Origin of the sequence: Caballeronia terrestris (assembly GCF_001544515.1) — a bacterium.
In the GTDB taxonomy this organism is placed as follows: domain Bacteria; phylum Pseudomonadota; class Gammaproteobacteria; order Burkholderiales; family Burkholderiaceae; genus Caballeronia; species Caballeronia terrestris.
In genome coordinates, this window is record NZ_FCOL02000060.1 from 1 (window position 1) to 21,453 (window position 21,453).

The 21,453-nt window shown below is 56.2% G+C and carries 13 protein-coding genes and 2 pseudogenes; 10 read left to right on the forward strand and 5 right to left on the reverse strand.

What is annotated here, in order from left to right:
* The first annotated feature begins 107 nt into the window (after nucleotides 1–107).
* Nucleotides 108–425, forward strand: coding sequence for a reverse transcriptase domain-containing protein (locus AWB67_RS41490; protein WP_268808112.1), 318 nt, complete (start codon nucleotides 108–110; stop codon nucleotides 423–425).
* A gap of 1,383 nt (nucleotides 426–1,808) precedes the next feature.
* Here AWB67_RS41490 and AWB67_RS28695 read toward each other — a convergent pair.
* Nucleotides 1,809–2,606, reverse strand: a complete 798-nt coding sequence (locus AWB67_RS28695) for an FkbM family methyltransferase (protein WP_087659580.1) — start codon at nucleotides 2,604–2,606, stop codon at nucleotides 1,809–1,811.
* Between the two features lie 1,165 nt (nucleotides 2,607–3,771).
* Here AWB67_RS28695 and AWB67_RS28700 point away from each other — a divergent pair.
* Together AWB67_RS28700 and AWB67_RS28705 are read left to right on the forward strand one after the other, a co-directional pair.
* Nucleotides 3,772–4,890 carry a glycosyltransferase family protein gene (locus AWB67_RS28700; protein ID WP_125477711.1) on the forward strand — a complete coding sequence of 373 codons (1,119 nt, stop codon included), beginning with the start codon at nucleotides 3,772–3,774 and terminating at the stop codon, nucleotides 4,888–4,890.
* A gap of 531 nt (nucleotides 4,891–5,421) precedes the next feature.
* Complete coding sequence (locus AWB67_RS28705) at nucleotides 5,422–6,501, forward strand: glycosyltransferase (protein ID WP_235025373.1); 1,080 nt, start codon at nucleotides 5,422–5,424, stop codon at nucleotides 6,499–6,501.
* A gap of 327 nt (nucleotides 6,502–6,828) precedes the next feature.
* Here the strand turns inward: AWB67_RS28705 and AWB67_RS28715 are convergent.
* Nucleotides 6,829–7,080, reverse strand: a pseudogene (locus AWB67_RS28715) (IS3 family transposase); the annotation flags it as partial.
* Between the two features lie 823 nt (nucleotides 7,081–7,903).
* Here AWB67_RS28715 and AWB67_RS28720 point away from each other — a divergent pair.
* From AWB67_RS28720 to AWB67_RS28725, 3 genes and pseudogenes are all read left to right on the forward strand, one after another.
* Nucleotides 7,904–8,089 carry a hypothetical protein gene (locus AWB67_RS28720; RefSeq protein ID WP_087659582.1) on the forward strand — a complete coding sequence of 62 codons (186 nt, stop codon included), beginning with the start codon at nucleotides 7,904–7,906 and terminating at the stop codon, nucleotides 8,087–8,089.
* A gap of 3 nt (nucleotides 8,090–8,092) precedes the next feature.
* A complete protein-coding gene (locus tag AWB67_RS40955; protein ID WP_159964965.1) occupies nucleotides 8,093–8,260 on the forward strand; it encodes a hypothetical protein in 168 nt (55 codons plus the stop codon).
* 394 nt (nucleotides 8,261–8,654) lie between these two features.
* Nucleotides 8,655–8,987: pseudogene (locus AWB67_RS28725) on the forward strand (IS21 family transposase); the annotation flags it as partial.
* A 92-nt stretch (nucleotides 8,988–9,079) separates the two neighbouring features.
* Here the strand turns inward: AWB67_RS28725 and AWB67_RS28730 are convergent.
* Nucleotides 9,080–10,381, reverse strand: a complete 1,302-nt coding sequence (locus tag AWB67_RS28730; RefSeq protein WP_087659583.1) for a glycosyltransferase family 87 protein — start codon at nucleotides 10,379–10,381, stop codon at nucleotides 9,080–9,082.
* 647 nt (nucleotides 10,382–11,028) lie between these two features.
* Between AWB67_RS28730 and AWB67_RS28735 the strand changes: the two genes are divergently transcribed.
* Entirely contained in the window at nucleotides 11,029–13,248 is a 2,220-nt protein-coding gene (locus AWB67_RS28735) for a GNVR domain-containing protein (protein ID WP_087659584.1), read from the forward strand.
* A gap of 709 nt (nucleotides 13,249–13,957) precedes the next feature.
* Here AWB67_RS28735 and AWB67_RS28745 read toward each other — a convergent pair.
* Nucleotides 13,958–14,224, reverse strand: coding sequence for a hypothetical protein (locus AWB67_RS28745; protein WP_125477712.1), 267 nt, complete (start codon nucleotides 14,222–14,224; stop codon nucleotides 13,958–13,960).
* Between the two features lie 455 nt (nucleotides 14,225–14,679).
* Nucleotides 14,680–15,135, reverse strand: a complete 456-nt coding sequence (locus AWB67_RS39810; protein WP_125477713.1) for a hypothetical protein — start codon at nucleotides 15,133–15,135, stop codon at nucleotides 14,680–14,682.
* Nucleotides 15,136–17,389: 2,254 nt separating this feature from the next.
* On the opposite strand from AWB67_RS39810, the gene AWB67_RS28760 reads away from it, so the two are divergent.
* From AWB67_RS28760 to AWB67_RS28770, 3 genes are all read left to right on the forward strand, one after another.
* Complete coding sequence (locus tag AWB67_RS28760) at nucleotides 17,390–18,520, forward strand: glycosyltransferase (RefSeq protein WP_087659588.1); 1,131 nt, start codon at nucleotides 17,390–17,392, stop codon at nucleotides 18,518–18,520.
* 278 nt (nucleotides 18,521–18,798) lie between these two features.
* Entirely contained in the window at nucleotides 18,799–19,716 is a 918-nt protein-coding gene (locus AWB67_RS28765) for an ATP-grasp fold amidoligase family protein (RefSeq protein ID WP_087659589.1), read from the forward strand.
* 850 nt (nucleotides 19,717–20,566) lie between these two features.
* Nucleotides 20,567–20,926: a hypothetical protein gene (locus AWB67_RS28770; RefSeq protein ID WP_087659590.1), complete on the forward strand. Its 360-nt coding sequence runs from the start codon at nucleotides 20,567–20,569 to the stop codon at nucleotides 20,924–20,926.
* Nucleotides 20,927–21,453 lie beyond the last annotated feature (527 nt).

A 21,453-nucleotide genomic window follows, 5' to 3' on the forward strand; every position in this document is an offset into this window, starting at 1 on the left:
CGCAGTCCACCCGCATCGCATGAATTCAGGATCGCAGAAGCCATCTTGTCCTTACGTTCGACTTATGCAACAACGCCTGAAAAGTATGCAACATTGTAGGCGGCGTAATTTCGCCCTGCTTGGCCAACGTGTTCTTGCATTATGTTTTGGATGAATGGTTTGCCGCTGAGCTGCAACCGCGCCTTCGTGGGCCAAGCACCTTGGTTCGTTTCGCGGATGACTTTGTCGTGATCCTTGCGCACAAGGACGATGCCGAGCGCGTCTTGCGGGTGCTGGGCAAGCGATTGGGCAAGTACGGACTCGAGTTACATCCGGACAAAACCCAGATGATTGATTTCCGCTTCAAACCCAATCCGGGCACGATGATCCCCAAGAGCCGCTGGCCACGACCTTCAACTTCTTTGGATTCACTCACGTGTGGGTGACTTCGGAGAAGGGCCGGGCGATGGTGCGGCAATTGACCACCAAAGACCGCGTCGCGCGTACGCTCAAAGCAGTCAGCCGTGTCTGCCGTGGTATGCGGACCCGGCCGCTTCGCGATCAGCACCAGCGTCTGAGTCGAATGCTTAAGGGGCACTATGCCTACTTTGGCATCAGCGGCAATTTCGAGCGCCTGGCGACTCTGCGGAATCACGTCGCCCGCATCTGGCGTAAGTGGTTGTCGCGAAGGTCGAACGAACGCTCTATGCCATGGGTTGCCTTCATGAGAATACTCACCCTATTCCCGTTACCGCAGCCTCGGATTGTCCGTCGTTACGCCAAACCGTGAGCGAATCTGCATGATGAGGAACCGGATGCCTTAATTGGGCTCGTCCGGATCTGTGAGGGGTGAGGGGGGCGACCTCCTCGCCTACTCGGAGGCCGCCTCTCGCTTGGCTCCCTCAGCCTGGTCGAATACCGGGGGATTCTTGGAATTGCGGCATAAACAGTCCAAGAATTTAGCCGCACCCCCCAACGCGAAGAGTTATTTATCGGCGACACGGTCGGGTTCACCCACCGACAAGCACCTGAGCGAGCGCGTCGGCATCATCGTCCGGCTGAATTCGAAAACAGCCTCGATTGCCGTGACAGACTCTGAAGGGCGCTGGCGTGTCTCGTACGGTTTGCTAGTTTGCTACGCAAAATCGTCGTCATCTAATTGACGCGACGTCAAAATGGGATGTGCTGACGGATACCCAACGCCGCTCCCCTTCCATGCCGCCACCGTCTCCCGCCAGAACGCCTCGCCCTGGCGGGGGCGACGTGCGCCCGTTCGCACAGTAGCTCGGTCGATCGCATCGTCGTCCATCGCATCGCCCCAATCACTACGATGGCGAATCCTTCGCATCGTGCACGCGGACATTCAAGATGGGTTGCACTGACAGATACCGACCAAACCCGCCTTCGCCGGTTCGGCACTGCGTTCGCGCGGGACGGCACCGGCAGGGGAGGTCGAAGGTGGATGTCGCCGGCAGGGGCCGCGAGAATGGGTGCGCCGGCGCGCCAAAAAATCGACGTTGTGCTTCCCAAAGCCGCGTTGGCGCTCGCGGCCCCGGGGCGGACATTTGGACCGCGTGAAGCTCTTGCGTCCCGTCACCAATAATCCGTGCGCATGGAAAGGAAGAACAGTGTGTGATGCGGCGTGCGTCGTACAGCTTACTGCGCAAGATCGTCGACATCCAATGACGAGATGTGAACGCGGGATTTGTGGACGGATACTGCGAAACAGCCAGCGTGTCGAAGGTTGTTGCCTGCGCCAACGACACCGCATGTAACGCGTCGCAGGTTTGCGCTTTCGACCCAGCAACGCCACAGGCCGTGTTTCCTGTTCAACGTGCCCGATGATTGGGCGCACCGGCCGTCCCGTGACACGCAAGATCAGAACGTATCATTACGCAATCAGTTTCCAGGAGACGCGGGAAATGCCCTGCGTTATTCGGCACAAAGGCACTCAGTGAGAATCCGCACCGTTCATATTCAGTGAGCGCTTCCCGAAAATCGACGGAGTCCGTATAAAGCTTCGCAATCGACAGTTCACTCTGTAAGCCGACGAATTTGCGTACAGCATTCGCGGAGGCTCTCACGATCTTTACATCAAAGCCCTGCGTATCCAGCTTCAGGAATGGCCGTTTGAACTTGTATTCGGCCTGCAGGCGAGATAGGACGGTTTCCAGACGCTGTGTTCTCACGGTGACTGTGTCGACGATTGCATTCGTTTCGCGGAACAGCTCGACCTCGCGATGACTAGGCGAGCTGAGCGAACTGAACTCACTAGAGCGCATGACGTTGAATGTCGCCTCGCCATCCGTTTCGGCGACCGCCAGCTCCATCACGATCCATCGCTCGTCGCCTGCAGACGCTTCGCGTGCGATGCGAGCATCGCTTGGATTTGGCTCGAACGAGAAGATTAACCCGGTGTAGCCGATTTTGTACCGCAACATCTCGGCGTACTGGCCCCGATTTGCTCCGATATCGAAGACGCAATCGACGTCCAGATAGTCCATCAATTTCGCCAGGTGTGACTGCTCCCAGACCTGATAGAGCTTCCGCCGGTCAACGACCGCTATGTTTCTGAAGAAGGACAGTATTTTCGAGGGCCTTAATATGACGCGTTGGACGACGTTCATGGAATTTTCCTCGTTTCTAAATCGTGCGCGTCACTTATTTCGTCGTCGGGCGCCGCTGAAGGTTGCGAACGCGACATCAGTGCGGTCATGGAATGACCGACCTCTAATGGCCGACTAGCCGACAGCGAAAAAGAAGGACAAGAGCACTTTCCGAGCAAATCAGCTGCTCGAATCACAATGGGGTGCAGACTGGCTGACGCGAGGCGTAGGAGACTAAAGCATGCGAACTCCCAACTTCAATGATGAAAAAATATGCGCATTGCCTGTCGATGGAGGGTCGCAAAAAAATCTCCGTGCCCGCAACGGAATATGGCTGAAAATAATACTCTTCCATGCAGCCGCGCCTCCTGTTGGCTGTTGGCCATCATACTCCGCCCATCGGATGCGCGTCGTACCCATCAGACATATTGTCGCCAATTCATCAGGGCGCGCGCGCTACGCGTCACGCCGGACAGGTGATTTTGCGTCAAGCTGGACAGGCATTTTCACGTGATGCTGGGCACCGATCTCACGGCACGTTGGACGTTTGGGTCAGTGCATCCCGTCTCGAACATTCGCAAGCCGATAGACTTAATCGTATTTGGTCCTCCTCGGGCAATTCGTTGGCGTTCGTTGGTCGGGACGGCACTAAAGGTGAAGGCCCACGTGAAGCATGTGCCGTTGAGGCGGCGGCTCGTCACAATCGGGCCGAGAGCAGTCATCAGCCCACGCGCGAACGTGAGCGTCGCATGTATGGCTTTCGTGAGGACCAACGCACGCCGGAATTTCTATAAAGCTTTGGTCAGGGTTGGGTTGACCATCGCACTGCGCCGCCGCTACGGCAGCAATATCACTATCTAACTTCATACCCCAACTCCTTTAATTGGATGTCGGGGTTTTGATTCCTGCACCCGTGCATGCGTGCTACACCATCAGTGAGCCAGTCCCATCGAATGGAATGTTTGAATGTTTCCGTCAGGGTCCCGTGTCGTCATGCTGAGCCACCTCGTCATACACCGGCGTGCTGGACGACGAACTTTGGGGAGAAGCTCACGTCTTTCTTGTGAGATACTGCAGATCGAGGAGTTCGATGCTTTCGGCCCTCCACCATGCAGCATGGACAATTTCGCTGCCGATAACACGTGGTCGGAGTTCCAGTGACGTTGTAATTGGATTGGAAACTGGCATGACGAGTGGAAAGAGGGCTGTCATAGTCTGCTCACAGGACCCCTTCGCGAACGGAGTAAAGCCCAAAGAGATTGAGAAATACCTCAAATCGAATGGATACGATTCTGTGCTTTTGTTTAATTCCGGCGCGATTTCGCGGCTGGGAGGCGCCGGCATACGTAGACGACTCCCAGGGCTTAACGTTAAGAAAGTGGAGCTTTATTTATGTGAGGGACTTTTGGTAGTTTTAAGCAAATTTGGAACAAGTGCGCGCAGGGCGGCGACATCATTACTGCTGTGGCGTGTTCTAGTTCTCCGAGGGCAAGTCCTCGGATTCGTCTTGCGATCGAGAGGGAATTTCGATCTCTTGATTTGCGAGAGCAATTTAGATACAGCGTTAACACTGGCGGACCGTATTGCGGACGTACAGATTCTAGACCTTCCTTCGCCCTTCGCCGAAGAACAGTTGTTTGGCGGACTGCTGAGTCAGGCTGGATATGAGAGGGTCCGCAAGGTAGAAATCGCCGCCTACGCCGCAGCGGACTATCTGTCTTTTCATTGGCATACCTACGCCGACTACGTGCGGGACAAAAAGTACCAGGGGAATAACTTCTTAGCGCTTACCTACGGCACGAATCCAAAGCTCAAGTTGGCCAAGTATGACGATCATCCCAAGATTGTTTACCTGGGTTTTCTAGGAGACTATTGGGTCAATCTGCCGTTGCTCGCGCAACTCTGCAAGCTCTGCCCGCATCTGGAGGTGTACGGTGGGCCGGAGCCGCCAGCATCTCTGGGTATCAACTATAAAGGCTATGCGCCATCGACCGACGTGGTTGCGAATTACCAGTTTGGCTTGGTAACCATCAGTGATGACGAACTACGTCGGCATAGCTTCTCGTCAAAGCATTTGGAATATGCTTCGTACGGTTTGCCAGTTCTTACGCCCGTCTGGCGAAAAGACGAAGCGCTGTGTGGAAGTTCAATCTACTACACCGCAGAGAATTTTTTGGCCCAAGTGCGCGGCGCGAGCATGAGGCAGGAGTGGGAGAGACTCCACGCTGCTGCGCTCAAAGATGCGGAGCGCTTTAGCTGGCCCAGTGCGCTGAAAGCGCTCGACTTCCAGCCGCGGCCATCGTAGAAGGGCGGACTTAGATCTAAGACCCATCTCTGGCAGGGCATCAGGTATTGTCATGGACAAAGATAGATAGTACGAAGAGGGTACGTTTAAGTTGCAGAGAGGGGAGAGTAGGACTTCGGACGTGATATACGCGGCCGTAACAGGAACGGGCTCGATGTTTGACGCCCATAACCCGGCAATTTAGATTTCTACGTGTCGAAATCTTTTTCACCTACATTACATACGTTCGATAACATGTAAGGTGTTCGCTCTTTTTGGTCGGACGAATGCGCGCACGCTAAGGTTACTGTAAAAGTCAGCGATGTTGCCGACCTTATGCCGCTGGGGCACCCACGCATGTGCGATCGCAAACGTCGGTAATGGTGGGAACCGGAAGATCTGAAGCGCCCTGATCATGTGCAGGCGGAGAAATATGGCCAACGCGGCGACACATGGTTTGCATGCAGCGCACTGACACACCGCGAGCAAGGGGGCATCACAGTGAAGTTAGGGATATATTGCGATTCGGGCATCAACGGCGGCCACGAAGAAATGCTCAAACGCCTCATGCTCGCGCTTGTCGATAGCGCGAACATTGAGACGGTGCACGTTTTAGTGCCGATTGCGAACGAGCCACTTCACCGCTTCGTCGGAGAGTTGGTGCGGGATCACCCGAAGGCCCGCTTCGTCAGTCTGCCCTACACGGCCGAGTCGTTGCGCGACAATTTTTTCGAGCTACATCGCATGATTCGGTCGATGGCTGCGACGTTGCGCACGCTTGGTCTCGACAAGCTGTTGATCTCGCAAGGCACGATCGCATCGGGGCTTGCGGGCCTGTTTGCGGCGCGCTACGCAAAGGTGACCTCGGTAAGCTATTTACCGCTCGTTGATGACGGGCCCAAGAGTAGGAGCGGATCCGACAAGATTAAGTGGATAATTAAGCGCCTGCTATACCGCATGCCTGACGAATACGTGACGCTGAACGGTCACTTGCGCGATAAGCTGGGTGCGTTAGCGCCGCACGCGCGCACGATAACCCTCGAGAACTACGTCGACGATCGCTTCCGTCAATCGACGCTCACGAGGAGCGCGGCGCGCGCCGCATTAGGCTTGCCGGATGACGGTACCTATATCGTCGCGCATATCGGCCGCCTGAATCTTCATCAAAAGCGGCAGGACTTTCTTATGCGGGCCATTGAGCGCCATGATAAGGCATTCACAAATACGCTCGTGCTTATAATCGGGGAGGGAGAGGACGCCGCACGTTTGCGGGGCATTGTGGACTCGAGCTCCGCGCTTTCTGCGCATGTACGACTGCTTGGACCGCAGAAGGACGTGCTGCCGTTCATCGTCGCAAGTGATACGCTCGTGCTGCCCTCGGCATATGAAGGCGTGCCGCTCGTGATGATCGAAGCGGTGCTTGCTCATAGGCCTATCGTTGTGTCGCGCGTGTCTGGACTCGACTCATATCTGCCGGACGCCCTGCTTTTTCCTGCCGACGATCAAGACGCCTTCGTGAAACGCATTTTCGCAGCGCGCGACGTCCCGATTGATGCGCTTTGTCAGGACTTCCAGCAGCGCTTCTCACGCGAAGCGTTCAACGCTCAGGCGCAATCCATGGTACGGACCTGACAAATCGGTTGTCATCCATAAACGCCCCGAGACCGCACCGAAGCCGGGGGCTGGAATCGGGTCTACGAATAGGACCGAAGGAAGTGTTATGGTGCGTCGATTAAACAAAAAGCCGCCGTTGAACTTCTTCTTATGGGTAGCGCTTGCGCGCGAGGAGCACGTTGACGATGACAGTGCGATCCTTCTTCACGCGGTAGACGACGATATAGTTTGGCAGCACGACTATTTCCCGAGCGTTGGGCACGCGCGACCCTCAAACTTGGAGAACGGCCTGATCTGCTTCGGTTGAACGCTACTGCTGCTTGACTCGTCGGGCGTCAGGTACTGCAGCATGACGTCGCACACCATGTCGCCGGTATAGCCTCCGTTCGTCGCCGCCCATCTCATGACTTCGCGGTCGCAGCAGTCCAGTGCAAAGATGACACGCAATGGTTCGCCGTTATCACAACGGAACTCAAAGCCATCCGAACATCAGCGGGTATTACTGCTATCCACGGCAACCTTGCCATCGTGCCGGCGCGTCGACTGAGCGCGTTGAGCATGGCGCTCAAGCAGCAGGCCATGATTGCGCATAACGCGTTAGCGGACACTACATTACCACTCGGATAAACCAAGCCATTCTGGCGCACGAAGGACACGACCATTTGATTCGGATTCGTGAGTGGAAGAAGCTGGGGCCTGAGTCGGCCGAGATGGGATGGAAACCGCCCTCCCTTCGGGGACGCGGGCCCAGCAGATGTGCGGAGGCCCTCCCACGGTCCGCCTGTTATCGAAACGCCACTCTGGCACATTGATGCCGATCGGTTCTGGGGTTAAGATCCAGTAAAGTGGAACAATTCGTGCTACCCTACCGTTCACGAAGACGGAGACGGTTTTCATGCCCGTTGGTCGACCATATGTCGTGATGACCATGATCGCGCCGGACACAACGAAGACATCCACGCCAAGTCGGAACCAGTCGAGCAGCAGGTGACTTGCGCTTTGACTCCACCCCCGAGAATGGACCGTGAAGGACGCATGAAATCCGACAACTAGCAGTGCTGCGATACCGCGCAATGCATATATTAAATCGGACAAAATCCTTTAATATCGCAAATTGAAGCGCGGGACCATTTCAGCGCCGGGTCATTATACTGATAAGTTAGTTGTTCGATTCGTTGTATTGCGGTAGGTCATTCCGCTGTAAAAACGCTGCTGAACAGAAATCTGGTCTCGAGGTTGGCACGACGATCACTTTGAAGCACCTGAGGAATAATTCGCACTATCACAGTGGGCATCGCAAGGGGCCTGCCGATCAGCGGCGTTGTCAGCATTGTGGGAAGGCCTTGCTAAAACAGAACTGTCCCTTCGCGGTTTGCGGTCTGTCGCTACACTCTCAGCAACGAACGTTCCGGAGACGGCTATGACCTTAAACGAATTTACGATCCAACTTTCCGAACCTTTGCGCGCGCAGCCTCCGGGCACGGGCGCGGGGTTGACGGAGGATATCTCCACCTTCTGGAACGGGAATCTGGTGATTTACGCGTTCTTGTGTGAGCACGGAACAAGGCGGATAGAAGAGGAATTCTTCGTGAAAGGCAAAGAGTAAGCCATGGAGTTCTTCGGCCTCGTGCTGTACTGGATCGCCGGAATCATTAGCCTCATTTTCATCGTTGGCGCGATCGCGATTGGCTTCGCCGCGGGCTACCTGGAGCAGATCGACGCGCGCGTGCAGAGCGAACTGAAGGACAGCTGGTTCTGGAATGGTGAGGAAAATTGATCAAGCTCTGAAAAATTAGAGGACCCAGTCGACCACGGCATTCTCCGCGACCTGATATACGGCCTGCTGCTGAGCACCATCAAGGCGACGCCGGGACCACGCCCGGCGCCAACGCAGAGCGCTGCTGGTGCTACACGTGCCGGCGCTGAGCCTGCACGACATGCGGTTAATCGTGTGCCTTGACTGCGGAAACAAGCTCCCCGCGCGGGACAGACACGCGCTTGCTCGAAGAGCAACCAGCCCGGACCAAAGTTAGCCGGTGAATATAGGGCGCTTTCGTGCCGCCTCCGCAATGTGGCTTTCCTACCCGCGCGCCTCATCGGCTGATCACCGACGATAGCTCCGTTCAGGCCCATGCTAACGTGCACATCGATGATTGATCTGGAAGATGTAAATAAAGACGATCTTGGAACTGCATGGGCACGAACTGAGCGTCTCGGCCATCGCCGCCCGCTTGGTATGGATCGCAAGACGGTTCGCAAGTCCATCAGGAACGGCGTTCAGGCGCCTCGCTAACGGCCCGCGTGCGCCGCGACCTTGTGTGGTCGACCCGTTCGTCAGCTATGTGACCGAGCGGGTGCGTGCCTTCCCCGAACTGAGTGTCAAGCGGTTGCTGCGGGAGATCAGGGCGATGGGCTATCCGGACAGCTGCACCGCGTTGGGCGATCTGGTGCGTGAGGTACAGCCACCGCGTCAACGCAGCTTTGAAGTGCGAATTCGACGACCCCGGCCAGCGCCCCTCGATCTGGTCGTTCTTGACGTGCTGGACACCGCCGGTATCGCTGGGCCCTGAAACTTCGCATGCTATGGGCTCGGAGCTTAAGGAGTGTGCGAGTTGAAATTCCCGAGCCTTGCGCGCGAGTCGCGTGGAAGTATCGTCGATCGCGGGAAATAGCGGGCGACGCACAGCACGTAGATGATGAACGCCGAGGCCGCGTACGTTGCAGATCGTTCGAGGAAGAACAGCAAGAGCACGGCGATTGCGGCTAGAAGCAACTCGGCTCGAGGGGCGATCGCGGACAAGCGCGCCTCCAGTTGCTCCAAGGCCGTACCAATCACGATCACCAACGGAAGCAGCGCGACGACCATGTGAATCGGTTCCAGCACTGGCGATGCAAGAAGCATCGTGATGCACGCGAGTGCGTAATCCATGCGTCTATCCTGGCTGCGGCGAAATACCAGGTAGCACGCGAGCATGCAAACGATCAGGGCGAAACCCGTCGATGTCGCATGAAGCACAGACTCCGACGCCGGCATACCGAGGTTCTCCGAGAGCGTCTGCAACGTGCCTCTCACGGAGCTATTGCCGGGCAAGCCGCCCATGGTGAGAATCTGCGCATTGGCGCGCGATACGTCGACGGTGATGTAATGCCATATCACGCGAAAGCCCAGTTGGGTCGCGGTAAAAAGCGAAAGGGCGATCGCCCAGACGATAGTCGATACAACCGCGCGCCACTCGCGGCGAAGCAGAAGCAATCCCACGATGGCGAGCGGTGTAACCTTGAACACGACGGCCAGCGCGAGAAACGAGCCCGCCGCATAAGGATGCTTGCGCTCGATCAGGTAGAAACTCGTCGCAAGCAGGAAGAATAGAAGTTCGTTCGATTGACCGAGATAGCCATCGTGCAAGACTGGAAAGCTGAGCAAAACAATGGCTATGAGCAGCGCGATGATGCGGCGCTCAGAGCCACGGTACGCCATCTTAGCGGTGAGGATTACGCCAATAATGCAAAGACCGAGCGACATGGCAACCCAAGCCAGTTTTGCGGCCAGGGGTGACATGAGCCCGAACGGCGAAAAGACTAGAGCGAACTGCGGCGGGTAACAATACAGGATGCCGAATCCGCTCGGATCGGCTCCCATGGCTTTCAAAAATACGAGTAGGTTATTGTTATCGTACAGAAGCGAGGGGTCGTGCGGCGAATGCAGAACGACGTTGAACGCATAATAGTATAAATTAAAGTCGCTGAACGCTTCGGCCTGATTCGCACGATACGAAAGAAAAAAATGATAGATGATCACAACGCGGATCGCGAGGAATACCATGGCGACCAAGACGAGGAGGACCGCGATGATACGAACGTTGTCTTGCGTCCTGGCGCCAACCCGTGCGTTGAGCATGGACCTCTCCTCTGCGTCGCCCATCATTTAAACGGTAAGAGCCCAACGAGCCGAGCCTACAAAATGAATTCGCTTTCTTCGTATGAAATCATGTTGCGCAAAACAGATCATACGGCTTCCGAATCGTGACAGCATAGAAGGGTGAACGTCAATCGAAAGAACTGCACGCGACCGCTTGCTGGCGCACACTAATCACCTACGCTTCAAAGATTCCGTCTACTTTCAGATTCATCCGCCACAGGCCAACGCCGGGAAAGCTGCCCTGCCTCATCTACTGAGCGCGTTCTTGCGGGAGTTATGTAAAAAACTGCATCTTATGAAACAGCCATCGCATCCAGAAATCTGTTGCTAATGGAGGATAGAAGAATTCCCTATGTCATCTATGCATTTTGTTAAGGCACACTAACGATTGCCATATTTTTGCTTGCCCTTTTTCAGCGGCGGCATACATGCAAAGCGCCGCACAAATTCTGCCTTCGTAGATGGGACGCGTTCAGCGAAATTCCGGACCGAGCGCTCTAAGTTTTATTAAACCAGTGCGGGCGCTAGGCATCGCTTCGTTCGAGTCGATATGAGAACGCCCCGCTTCTCAATTCGGCGCCATACCGATATTCTGATCGTTTAGAAGAATAAGCGAGGGCGTAGCCATGGCTGAGCGCATTGGCGGGCGTGTCGTTAAGGTAGGCGGTTCGCCTTCCTCTTTAGAACTTTTCAGTGTCGTCGACGTTATTTACTCGCACCGCTGGATATTTGTTTGTGCGTTCCTCGTAGTATTCATCACGGGCCTTATTTATGCAGTGATTGCACAGCCGGTGTATCGGGCAAATCTGGTTATTCAATTGGAGGAACCTGGCGAGGTGCAACCGCATTCCTTCAACGAATACGTTGCCGATGTATCGTCGATCGTCGCCATCAAGTCGAACGCGGACGGCGAGATCCAAATATTTAACTCTAAGCTCGTCGTCGGCGAGGCCGTCGATGCACTGAATCTCGCTGTTTCTGCACAGCCGGTTTATTTTTCTTTCGGCCGCGTCATTGCGCGCATTGCTCAGGAACTCGGTTTCCGCGCCTATGCACGGGGCAACGGGTCGATCGATGTGCGCGCCTTCGACATATCCAAGCTTGACCTCGGCCGCTCGTTCAAAGTCAAAGCGCTCGCGGTGGCCCAGTATGAGCTGACCGGCCCGGGCATTAAGAGGCCCGTGATCGGAAGAGTCGGCGAAATGTTGACGACCAAGACCGCGAACGGTCCGCTTACGCTGCGCGTCGCGGGCATGCACGGAGAGCCGGGAACCGAATTCGTCGTGCGCCGCGTGTCGCGTGCCGCGGCAATCCGCAATCTGCGGCGGGCCATAGAGGTTGAGGAGCAAGGGAACAGGTCGGACGTTTTGTCCGCGACACTTTCGGGTGCGGACCCAGTCGTCGTGAGTGCGACGCTCAACGCAATTGGACAAGCGTATGTGAGGCAGAATGCCGAGTGCAAGGCCGTGCGCGCGCAGGCTTCGCTCGACTTCCTCAACTCCCAATTACCAGAGCTCAAGCAGCAGGTAGAGCAGGCGGAGCAGCGGTATAACGAGTATCGGAATAAGCACGCGTCGATGGACATCAGCGAGCAAGCGCGGTTGTTGTTGGGCCAGTCCTCAATGGCTGAGACGTCGCTTTATCTGCTTGAACAGAGGCGGCAGGAAATCGTCATGCACTTCGCGGGAACGCATCCGGTGCTCGCGCAGTTCGACAAGCAAATCGAGGCGACGCGCAGGTTTCGCGATTCAATCATCGAGCACGTTCGCGAGCTGCCCGTGGACGAGCAGGACGCGATCCGGCTGGTGCGCGAAGTACGCGTATCCGCGGACGTTTATGGAACGCTACTCTCGAACATTGTGCAACTTAAATTGGTGCGAGCCGGCAAGATCAGCGCTGTGCGCGTGGTGGACAATGCCGACGTGCCAGAGGTGCCGACCAAGCCCAATAGGCTCTTAATCGTCGCGATCTCCGCTGTTGCCGCGCTGTTCGCTGGCTTAAGTCTGGCATTCGGGCTCAACTTTTTGAAGAAGGGCGTGGTCGATCCGGTCGAGCTGGAGGGCGTCAGCTTGCAGTTGTATGGCGCCATTCCGATGAGCGTGGACGAACTGCGGTTCGCGAAGATGAGGAACGCGACCGCCAGCGATCGCTTGCTCGCCGTGAGGTGCCCGCAAGACGCGGCGGTCGAAGGACTGCGCGTGCTGCGCACGGCTGTTCGAGTCGCCATGATCGGCGCGCGCAACAACGTGGTCATGCTAAGTGGCCCGATGCCACATATCGGCAAATCCTTTGCGTCGGCCAACTTCGCGGCGCTGATCGCGGCGGGCGGCAAGCGTGTGCTGCTCGTGGATGCGGACTTGCGCCGAGGCCACATGCATCGCATCTTGGGCCTGCCGTGGGCGCGGGGTCTCGCTGAGGTGATGGAAGGCTCGCTGCTCGTCGACCAGGCAATTCGTCGCAACGTGCTGCCCGACCTCGATTTTCTCGGTGTCGGCAGATATCCGGATAACCCGTCCGAGCTGCTTTTGAGAGGCGACTTCCAGCGCGCGCTGGAAGTGGTCGTCGATGACTATGACGTCGTCGTCGTGGACGCCGCCGCCATACTTGCCGTGTCCGATGTCGCCATCATCGCGCTCGCGGCCGGGACTATCGTGTTGCTCGCGCGCTATGGGGTCACCCGGGCGTTCGAAATTAGCACAGCGGTTCAGCGGCTCAATCAGGCGGGCTGCAAGGTGAATGGCCTCGTGCTCAATGCCGTGCCCGAGGGCGCGGGGAGCAACGCGTACGCACGGCGTTACGGAGGCAGATCGTACAAGGCGTACTATCAGAAATTGAGTTCCTCCTGAACAGGTTAAGCATCGAGCCGCTCGGAGAAGCACTGAACATCTCTGATTGCACCGTGGCTTCGCGGAGGCAGCGCTATCACGAGTCTTCCGCGACGCGATCGAGCAGCGCCGCCAGCTCGAGCAACGACCCGGCGAGCACCTCGGCCAGCGCGCCGGCGTGCTCGCAGGCAAGTACCGGTTCGTTGATCTCGACCGTCGTGGCCTTCTCTTGCGCACGAGAAATCGCAGCATCGCCAGCAGCGCATGCGCGACTTTTTGATCTCGCTCGATCTCAGCCAGGCGGCCACCCAGTTCCTGCCGCTCCGCCCAAGCCTGCACGGTGTCCGGGGCCCTTCGCCGATGACTGCTGCTATCCAGCGACTTGTCGCGGACGTACTTTGACAGGTGCCGGTAGCCGGCGAGCGCAGCCGCCTGTTCAAGCGGTGCGGCGCTCGTCCTCCGTGTACCAAACGGAGATCGATTTTCCGTCGTCAGCGGCGCGTCCCGCGTTTAATCGTGTATCTTAAGACTAATCTAGCACCGGTAAGGCCGAGCGGCCAGTTTCTAATGAATTGTCTGCCGCGAAATCGGCGCAAAGCCAGACGGGACAAGAGTTTCGCCACCCAAAGGGAGTGCGTGATCTACAGAAATCTCTAGGGGGTAAGGGCGTACAAGCTGCGCCGTTGGTGTGCAGCTTTGCGCGATCCATCAGGCGCTGGCCGGTGCCGGCCTAGACCTGACGCTTCAGACGCTCAAAACCTATCTGTACCGGTACCGAAAGAAACAACGCGCGCAAATCACGGGACAACAGACCGACGTTTGCCGTGAGCGCAAGATGCGGCGGTTTGTGCTTCTGCTTGCCCTGTTCGCGTTGAAAGCCGCTGAAGGCCGGTGCCGCGGGCGGCTTCATCGGTGCGAAACTGGCCGGCGCATAAAACCGGCGCCTCGATAAGTGCGGATACGGCTCAACGTTGCGCCGCACCTGTGGCGAGCTCACTCAGATCGTATCCCCCTCTTCGCCATCCCTTTTTGACCATTGATTAGGCGCTGCGAACAACCGCTATGTAGGGCGGCGGGGTCAGCATATAAGGGTCGCCAGTAATTTGGTGAAGGAGAACATCATGACTAACGTTGGTATTGACGTTACCAAGGAGGTGCGCTGGGCTTGCGCGGTACGCATGGCGCTCTGTTGCTGAATTACAGGCTCCCGTATACGCCGGCCGACCTGCAAGCCCTGGTTGATGAACTGCGAAGGTTGCTGGCTCCGATACGCGTCGGCATATAGGCAGATTCCTGGCTCGCATAGTGGACTTGGTGAAGGCGGGGCGAACGCCTGAGGAGTTGGCGCAGAGTTTGAGCCTAGCGTGCAGACAATAGTCAACTGGGTGGCGCAGGCCGACATTGATGCCGGCGTACGTCACGATGACCTGACCACGGCTGAGCGTCAGGATCTCACGCGTCTGCGCCGCGAAAATCGAAAAACTGAAGATGGAGCGCGACATACTCTCTCACGCGGTCCGGCGGTTGCCCGGAGTGGGTGAGCGACTCGGCCGCAATCGATCTCAAAAAGAATCGCGTGATCGTCCTGTTGTTGGTGGCGACGAGACCGCCCGCATAGGAACGCGAGCCAGCGCCGATACTGCCCACCGCGAACGATTGAACAATCGACCCGTTATGGACGACGAGACCGTCGACAGCATCCACCCCAAGATACTCGCGGTGCTCGATGAGCGCTGGATGACTCCATCGTTCCGTGCCACGAGCCCGGCGGAACCTGACCCGTCCCAAGTCTGGGATGCTGTACCCGAGCCATGCCCGGTTGCGCACTACGCCCTTCGTGCCAATCACGCCGAACAGCGAGGTAGGTTTGCGAATCACCGTGACCTGTTGATTCGTGTTACGAATCAAGTGGCCATGCCGTCCAACTGACAGGAGAAGGCTCTTTGCCCGCACCGCTCACGCCTGAACGTTTCGCTCGACCCTGCGAAATCAAGATCCCTGCCGAGCGCATACACGCCCGCCAGATTGTTTGAAGCGTTTCCAGATCCGCTACGGTATTGACGAGCCGCTAAACCGCGAGCGCTTGCGCAAGTTGGGCCTCCTTCCGAAGCGGGCGAAATCGGCTCGCCCCACGACAGTTGCCTTCGAATCGCGTTCATCCTGTCGAGCGCTCGTTCGCGTGGCTTCACTGTTTAGGCCCTCGAAGATAGGCTAAGAACGATATGCTCATATTCATGGTTTTTCTCTCGCTACCCTGTGCATTGATTCCGTTTGCAGCTCGCATTACACATTTGATTGCCTGCCCAGCGGCTATAAAGGGAGGGCTGCGACCGGTACGCCGCCGCTCAATGAACGCATAAAAGATTGCCTGGGGCGCACGTTACTACTTCTACACGACGGGGCACGCTCGTTCTACTCTACGAGGGATATCCTCTTCAGGTTCGAGAAAACGACCAAACCTATCCATTCTTCGTTTGGAGCCTTTGCCCAGATAACTATGGTATGGAATGAGTTTCGTCAATATCTGTCGTTTAGCATAGCTATTCATAAGAGAATGAACTATAGGCGGCCGTGTATTTCACTGGTGATACGCTAAAGCAGCGAGGATAGCGCCACATTTCCAAACAAAAAATTGTTTGAATCGCCCATCATCCTGTTCTCATTGGGACTAGAATTCTTCAATCGAGTTTGCACGATGCGAGGATTAAACAACCCAAGAAAAGCTGCGCCGTTAATCACACTTACGTTGCTCAGAGAGGCGCTGCGTAAGTTTCCAGTACCTGAGAAAAACTAGCCGAGTCGTTGCGACGCACCCAAGAAGATCTTCCAAGATCTGCAATCCGGTAACCGGGAGGCCGCGGCAGCATCCAATCGAGGAAATTGTGTGGAAGAGATTACCTCACCCTTACGACTGGGAATGCGGGGCACTGCGGTTGCCGCGCTCCACAGCGTCTTACGGCAATGCATAGGCCGAGGTACATTGGTGGCATTAGAGGAGCACACCCTGTGGCAGTTGGCGATGGGGCTCGAATACGACCGTGTGCGCGTCGTATATGGTGATGCGACTGCCACGCTGGTTAGCTGGGTTCAGCACGAGCGACACCTCGAGGAAAACGGCGAGGTAGACGCAGCGGTGGCGGCTGCGTTGAACGAGTTAATCAGGGCTTGGGAGTATGACGCGTAACGCGTGAGAAGCACCGGTTCAATGCTCGCGCTCTTGTCGGGAATCTGCCGAGAAGATGGTGGCCCTCAGATGTGCGTGGAGAACGCGCTGTGAAGTGCCCGTCAGTAAAAATTGTGGATGAATTCCGGTTCAGGTAGCTGGGACTCCCGCACGCTCGACCGCGTGCTATACGTACGCCTCGCGTCTCGCATGGGGTTTAGATCTGTGTAAAAAGAGAAATCTCAGCGCGTACAATCATCGCGGTATCGTGGGTGAGGAATTCAAGGGGAAAAAAGGATACAGCTTTTTCGGATTTCGCAGCACTGTTTGTACTTAGGTTAACGAATGTTATTCGCCTAAGATTTCGACACGATCTGAACGCTTCACATCTCGGTAGCTACGGAACACATATAGTGCACGCGGCATTATTCATAAGATTAGCGCAGGCTTACATAAAACCGGGGTGACGCAGAGACTCTAGTCGAGGGTCACGACGTGAGAAGGTCATTTATTGCTTAATTATCATTAGATCGTTGACACTCGGCAACCATTCAGTTCGCCACATCGATCCGCCTCCCCGCAATCATTAGACAAACGAACGCATGGCTGAACGCTAAGCGAGACAAAGGTCGATAATGTTGTTGAATTAAATTTGCTAGAAAAATGTATGGCGATCCTACGGTGTAAGATAGCTAGGCTTGCGCAAATTTTATCCGGCCTCGGAATGGGCTCGTTTGAAGTGCGTAGCCGTCGGTAAATAGCCGCGCCCGACCGTCCTTGTCACCGCCATGGCATTGATCAGACGAACCTGAGAGCCATATCAAATGATTGTCGATGTGTTGCCTTGGTGATCTACGCTGCGTGGGGGCCTATGCATGCTGGATTGCGTGAGATCGTCCGTAACGAGAGCGCCGCGATCATGTGCATCCGGAGGAATTTCGGCCAACCTGGAGGTTCGCCACGCAATTCACTGACAACCTTATGCAAGGAGCACGACCGATGAGGTTAGGGATATATTGCGATTCAGGCATCAACGGCGGCCACGAAGAAATGCTCAAGCGCCTCATGCTCGCGCTTGTCGACTGCGCGAAAGTTGATACGCTAAACGTTATGGTGCCGATTGCGAACGAGTCGCTTCATCGCTTTGTTGGCGAACTGGCGCGCAAGCATCCGAAAACGCGCATCTTCGGGCTGTCCTACACAGCCGAATCCTTGCGCGATAATCTATTCGCGTTTCATCGCATGGTTCGATTAACGGCTGTGACGTTGCGCACGCTGGATCTCGACAAGTTGCTGATCTCGCAAGGCACGATCGCATCAGGGCTTGCAGGCCTCTTTGCGGCGCGTCGCGCAAAGGTGATTTCGATAAGCTATCTGCCGCTCGTCGACGATGGGCCCAAGGGTGCGAGCGTCTCCGGCAGGGTCAAATGGCTCATTAAGCGCCTGCTATACCGCATGCCTGACGAATTCGTCACGTTAAACGATCACTTGCGCGACAAGCTGCTTGCGCTAGCACCGCGCGCTCGTACGACGACGCTCGAAAACTACGTCGACGACCGCTTCGCCCAATCGACGCTCACGATGAGCGCCGCGCGCGCCGCACTTGGCTTGCCAGATAACGGTACGATTATCATCGCGCATATCGGCCGGCTGAATCTTCACCAAAAGCGGCAGGACTTCCTTATGCGAGCTATCGAGCGCCATGATAAGGCGTTCGAGAAAACGCTCGTACTAATCATCGGCGATGGAGAGGACGCCGCACGTTTGAAGGCCATCGTCAATGCGAGTCCCTCGCTTTCCGCGTGTGTGAGATTGCTTGGGGCGCAGGAAGACGTGCTGCCCTTTATCGTCGCAAGTGACACGCTCGTTCTGCCATCGGCATATGAGGGCGTGCCGCTCGTGATGATTGAAGCGGTGCTTGCTCAAAGACCCATTGTTGTGGCGCGCGTTTCTGGGCTTGAGTCATATCTGCCAGACTCGCTGCTCTTCCCCGCCGATGATCAAGATATCTTCGTAAAGCGCGTTTTCGCCGCTCGCGACGTTCGGATTGAGGCGCTATCGCAGGACTTCAAACGACGTTTTTCACGCGATGCGTTTAACGCTCGAGCACAAGCAATTCTACTGAACTAGTAAAATACGTCTCTGCTGCCTTTTCGCCAACTGCAGACGGGTATGCGCGAACCATGCACAGTCCAATGGGATAGGAACATTCCTGCCAACTGAGGGTTCGCAGTCGTTGGATGAATTAAACCCCATGCTCGTCCGCCATTAGCTGTCTTGACATCGCGCAGCGGATCTATCCTTCGCGCAGCAGCTAAATTTTCTGGCTTCGAGTAATTTAGTATGACCTTTATGGACGCCGCCTTTTTGCGAATTTTCGCCTGAATGAATTGATCTGAGGAGTGGGTATGTCGGTACTAGCAACCATGAAGACCACCATTAAGGAACTGCTGCCCGATCCGTTGTTTTTGAGTCTGTCCCATCGGCGCTGGGTCGGTCGCTTTCCTGATCTTGCTCGCCCGGTTACGTTTAATGAAAAGATCCTTCATCGCTGTTTGTACCCGGACCCGAGATATGCCGCACTGACCGACAAGTTGCTTGTTCGCGGCTACGTCAGCCGCATAATCGGTGAACAGCATTTGATCCCTCTGCTGTCTACCCCCGATCAATTTGATGTGGAACACTTCGATGCCTTGCCCTGCGCGTTCGTGATGAAGGCCAATCATGGGAGCGGCTATGTGAAGATCGTTCGCGACAAGTCGCAAGTTTCGTTCGAGGAGCTGCGTCAGCTAGCGCGGTGTTGGTTAGGGAGCAACTTCTACCGCGTCGCTCGAGAACGCCACTATGAACACATCGCGCCACGGATCTTCTTCGAAGCCTTGCTTGTCGATCAACAAAGCAATATTCCCGCTGATTTCAAGATCCATTGTTTCAACCAACCGCACGGGGTGCACAAAGCCTACATCCTGCACATATCCGACCGCTACTCTTCTCATCCGCGTGGCGACTTCTACGACGAAGATTGGAACCACCTCGATATCACCATCGGTCATTACCCGAAAAGTGTGACCGCGTCCCCCCGTCCTGCCAACCTCTGTGAAATTTTGCGGTGCGCGAAGGCACTCGCCGCAAACTTCGACTATGTCCGCGTCGACCTTTACGCTCCGGATGAAAAGGTTATGTTTGGCGAACTGACTTTCACGCCCGGAGCGGGCGTCTACCAGCTACTTCCTGACAAAGTCGACTTCGACTGGGGTCGCATGCTTGAGATGCGGCCACCGAACGGCGGCCGCCTGCCAGGTTCCATCGTCAACAATTCCCGATGACGCATCTTCGCTTTAACTGGATGGTTAGGAATTGAGGTCGCGTCTTATCTGCCGGGATAACGATTAGGGCTATGGCAAGACATGGTGAAGAGCGTCAGGCAGGACGCGATGAAGGGCCAGGCGGTGTGTCAGCCGGCCCGTTCGCCCGCGTACGTATCATGTCCTAACGCCCTATGGCCGTGCGTTAGCTTCACGACCACACGAACGTACGCCAAACGTGCGGCTGGGCGGCACGTACAGAACACGTAGGGCCGGTGATTCCAGCGAGCTTTGAGCGTTCCCGCGTTTGGGGACGGATTGGCGACCGGGACATCCATCGCCCTTAAGAAGTTCGACGGCGGAGGAGGGATTGTCTTTCGCGAGACCACGCAAGCCATATTGCGTGCCACGTCACCTTACAGGATGACAACGAGGTTTCTTTTGAGGGAGCCCTTTCATAGCGCCATGGACTTCTGCTGACACAGAAGCGGCTTCCTCAAGATCGTCCACGAGAAGGAGAAGACATCGTTCGCGGTGCTGGAACAGATGGACGGCGTCCGATTTAGATCAGACTAAACGGGATCCAACCACTAACAAGGTGCCGATGATCCAGGCGGTTTTTTTACTGGTGCAAAGGTTTTGCTTCCTCGGGACCTGTAATTCGCCGCAGGAAGCGTGCCCCATTGCGAAGACGCTTCGCGCCTCAGATTGTGCGATTCATGGATCATTGGCCCGCGGCAGGGTATATGCTTGCCTTCCTGTTTTTCTTTGAGCTGGCGATGACGTTCGACGAGCCAGGAATCATTGCCATGTCAGTCTTCAAGGTACTCTACTAAGCAAGTACGCATAGGTCATCCAACTAATAGACGCCATGAATCAAATCATGATCAGTCGCGCGACTTATGCGAAGTTGTTGCAGGTTGCGAAATTGACTCACCTGGACCTGCAGCAATGGGCCGATATGATCCTCGAGCAGATGGCAGACGAGTTTATTGCGGCGGCGGAGAAACCTAATGTTGTGAACGCAGGCAGCGCGACGGGCAGCGAAGGCCGCCTAGATCGCGCACCGACGGAGGAGGACGAAAGCACGGGCCTCCAATGGTGGAACCGGCTGCAAGAGCAGCCCCGCTGCTACTGGATGGAGCGGGCGGGCAACACGGGCAATGCACTGGATGCGTGGGAGGCCTACAAGCGAGAGCGCGGAGCCGACGACTCGGAGGAGATGGCATAACCGTTATACCGCATTTGCATCAGGCGCAAAAAAGCTCGGTTTTCGGTGACCCATCTGGGATGGCAAGCGGTTAAAGCAGCTCTCAAACCATACTTGGTTACGTTCTGTGCGCGGCGCAGCAATCAAGTATAGCAGGCCGGGTACATGGAGCTGCTCCTATCTCCATCTCCATCTGCATCGAGTTGATCTCCGCGGCGGGCTAAGCCTGCCGCGTTCCTCATTGCTTGATTGCTTTTACAAACAACGGCCCTTGCGCGACGCTTACTATCCCTCGCCCCTCCCCAGTGTTTTGGCAATCACAAGCGTGCCTGCGTGCCTCGCATATGGCTCATGAAAATCTAGGGTAGCCAAACGCGACCGGACGCCCGATCGAGCGATCGAGCGGCCGTGCGACGGGAATATTGGTAGCGAACAGGAACGCACAGGCTGGGGGCGGCGGTCAGTCCCAGCGCCGCTTGCGCAAAGGTTTCGGGTTCATCTACTCCAGATGGCGCTTGACGGCCCTTTTAACTCATTTCTTGGAAGCC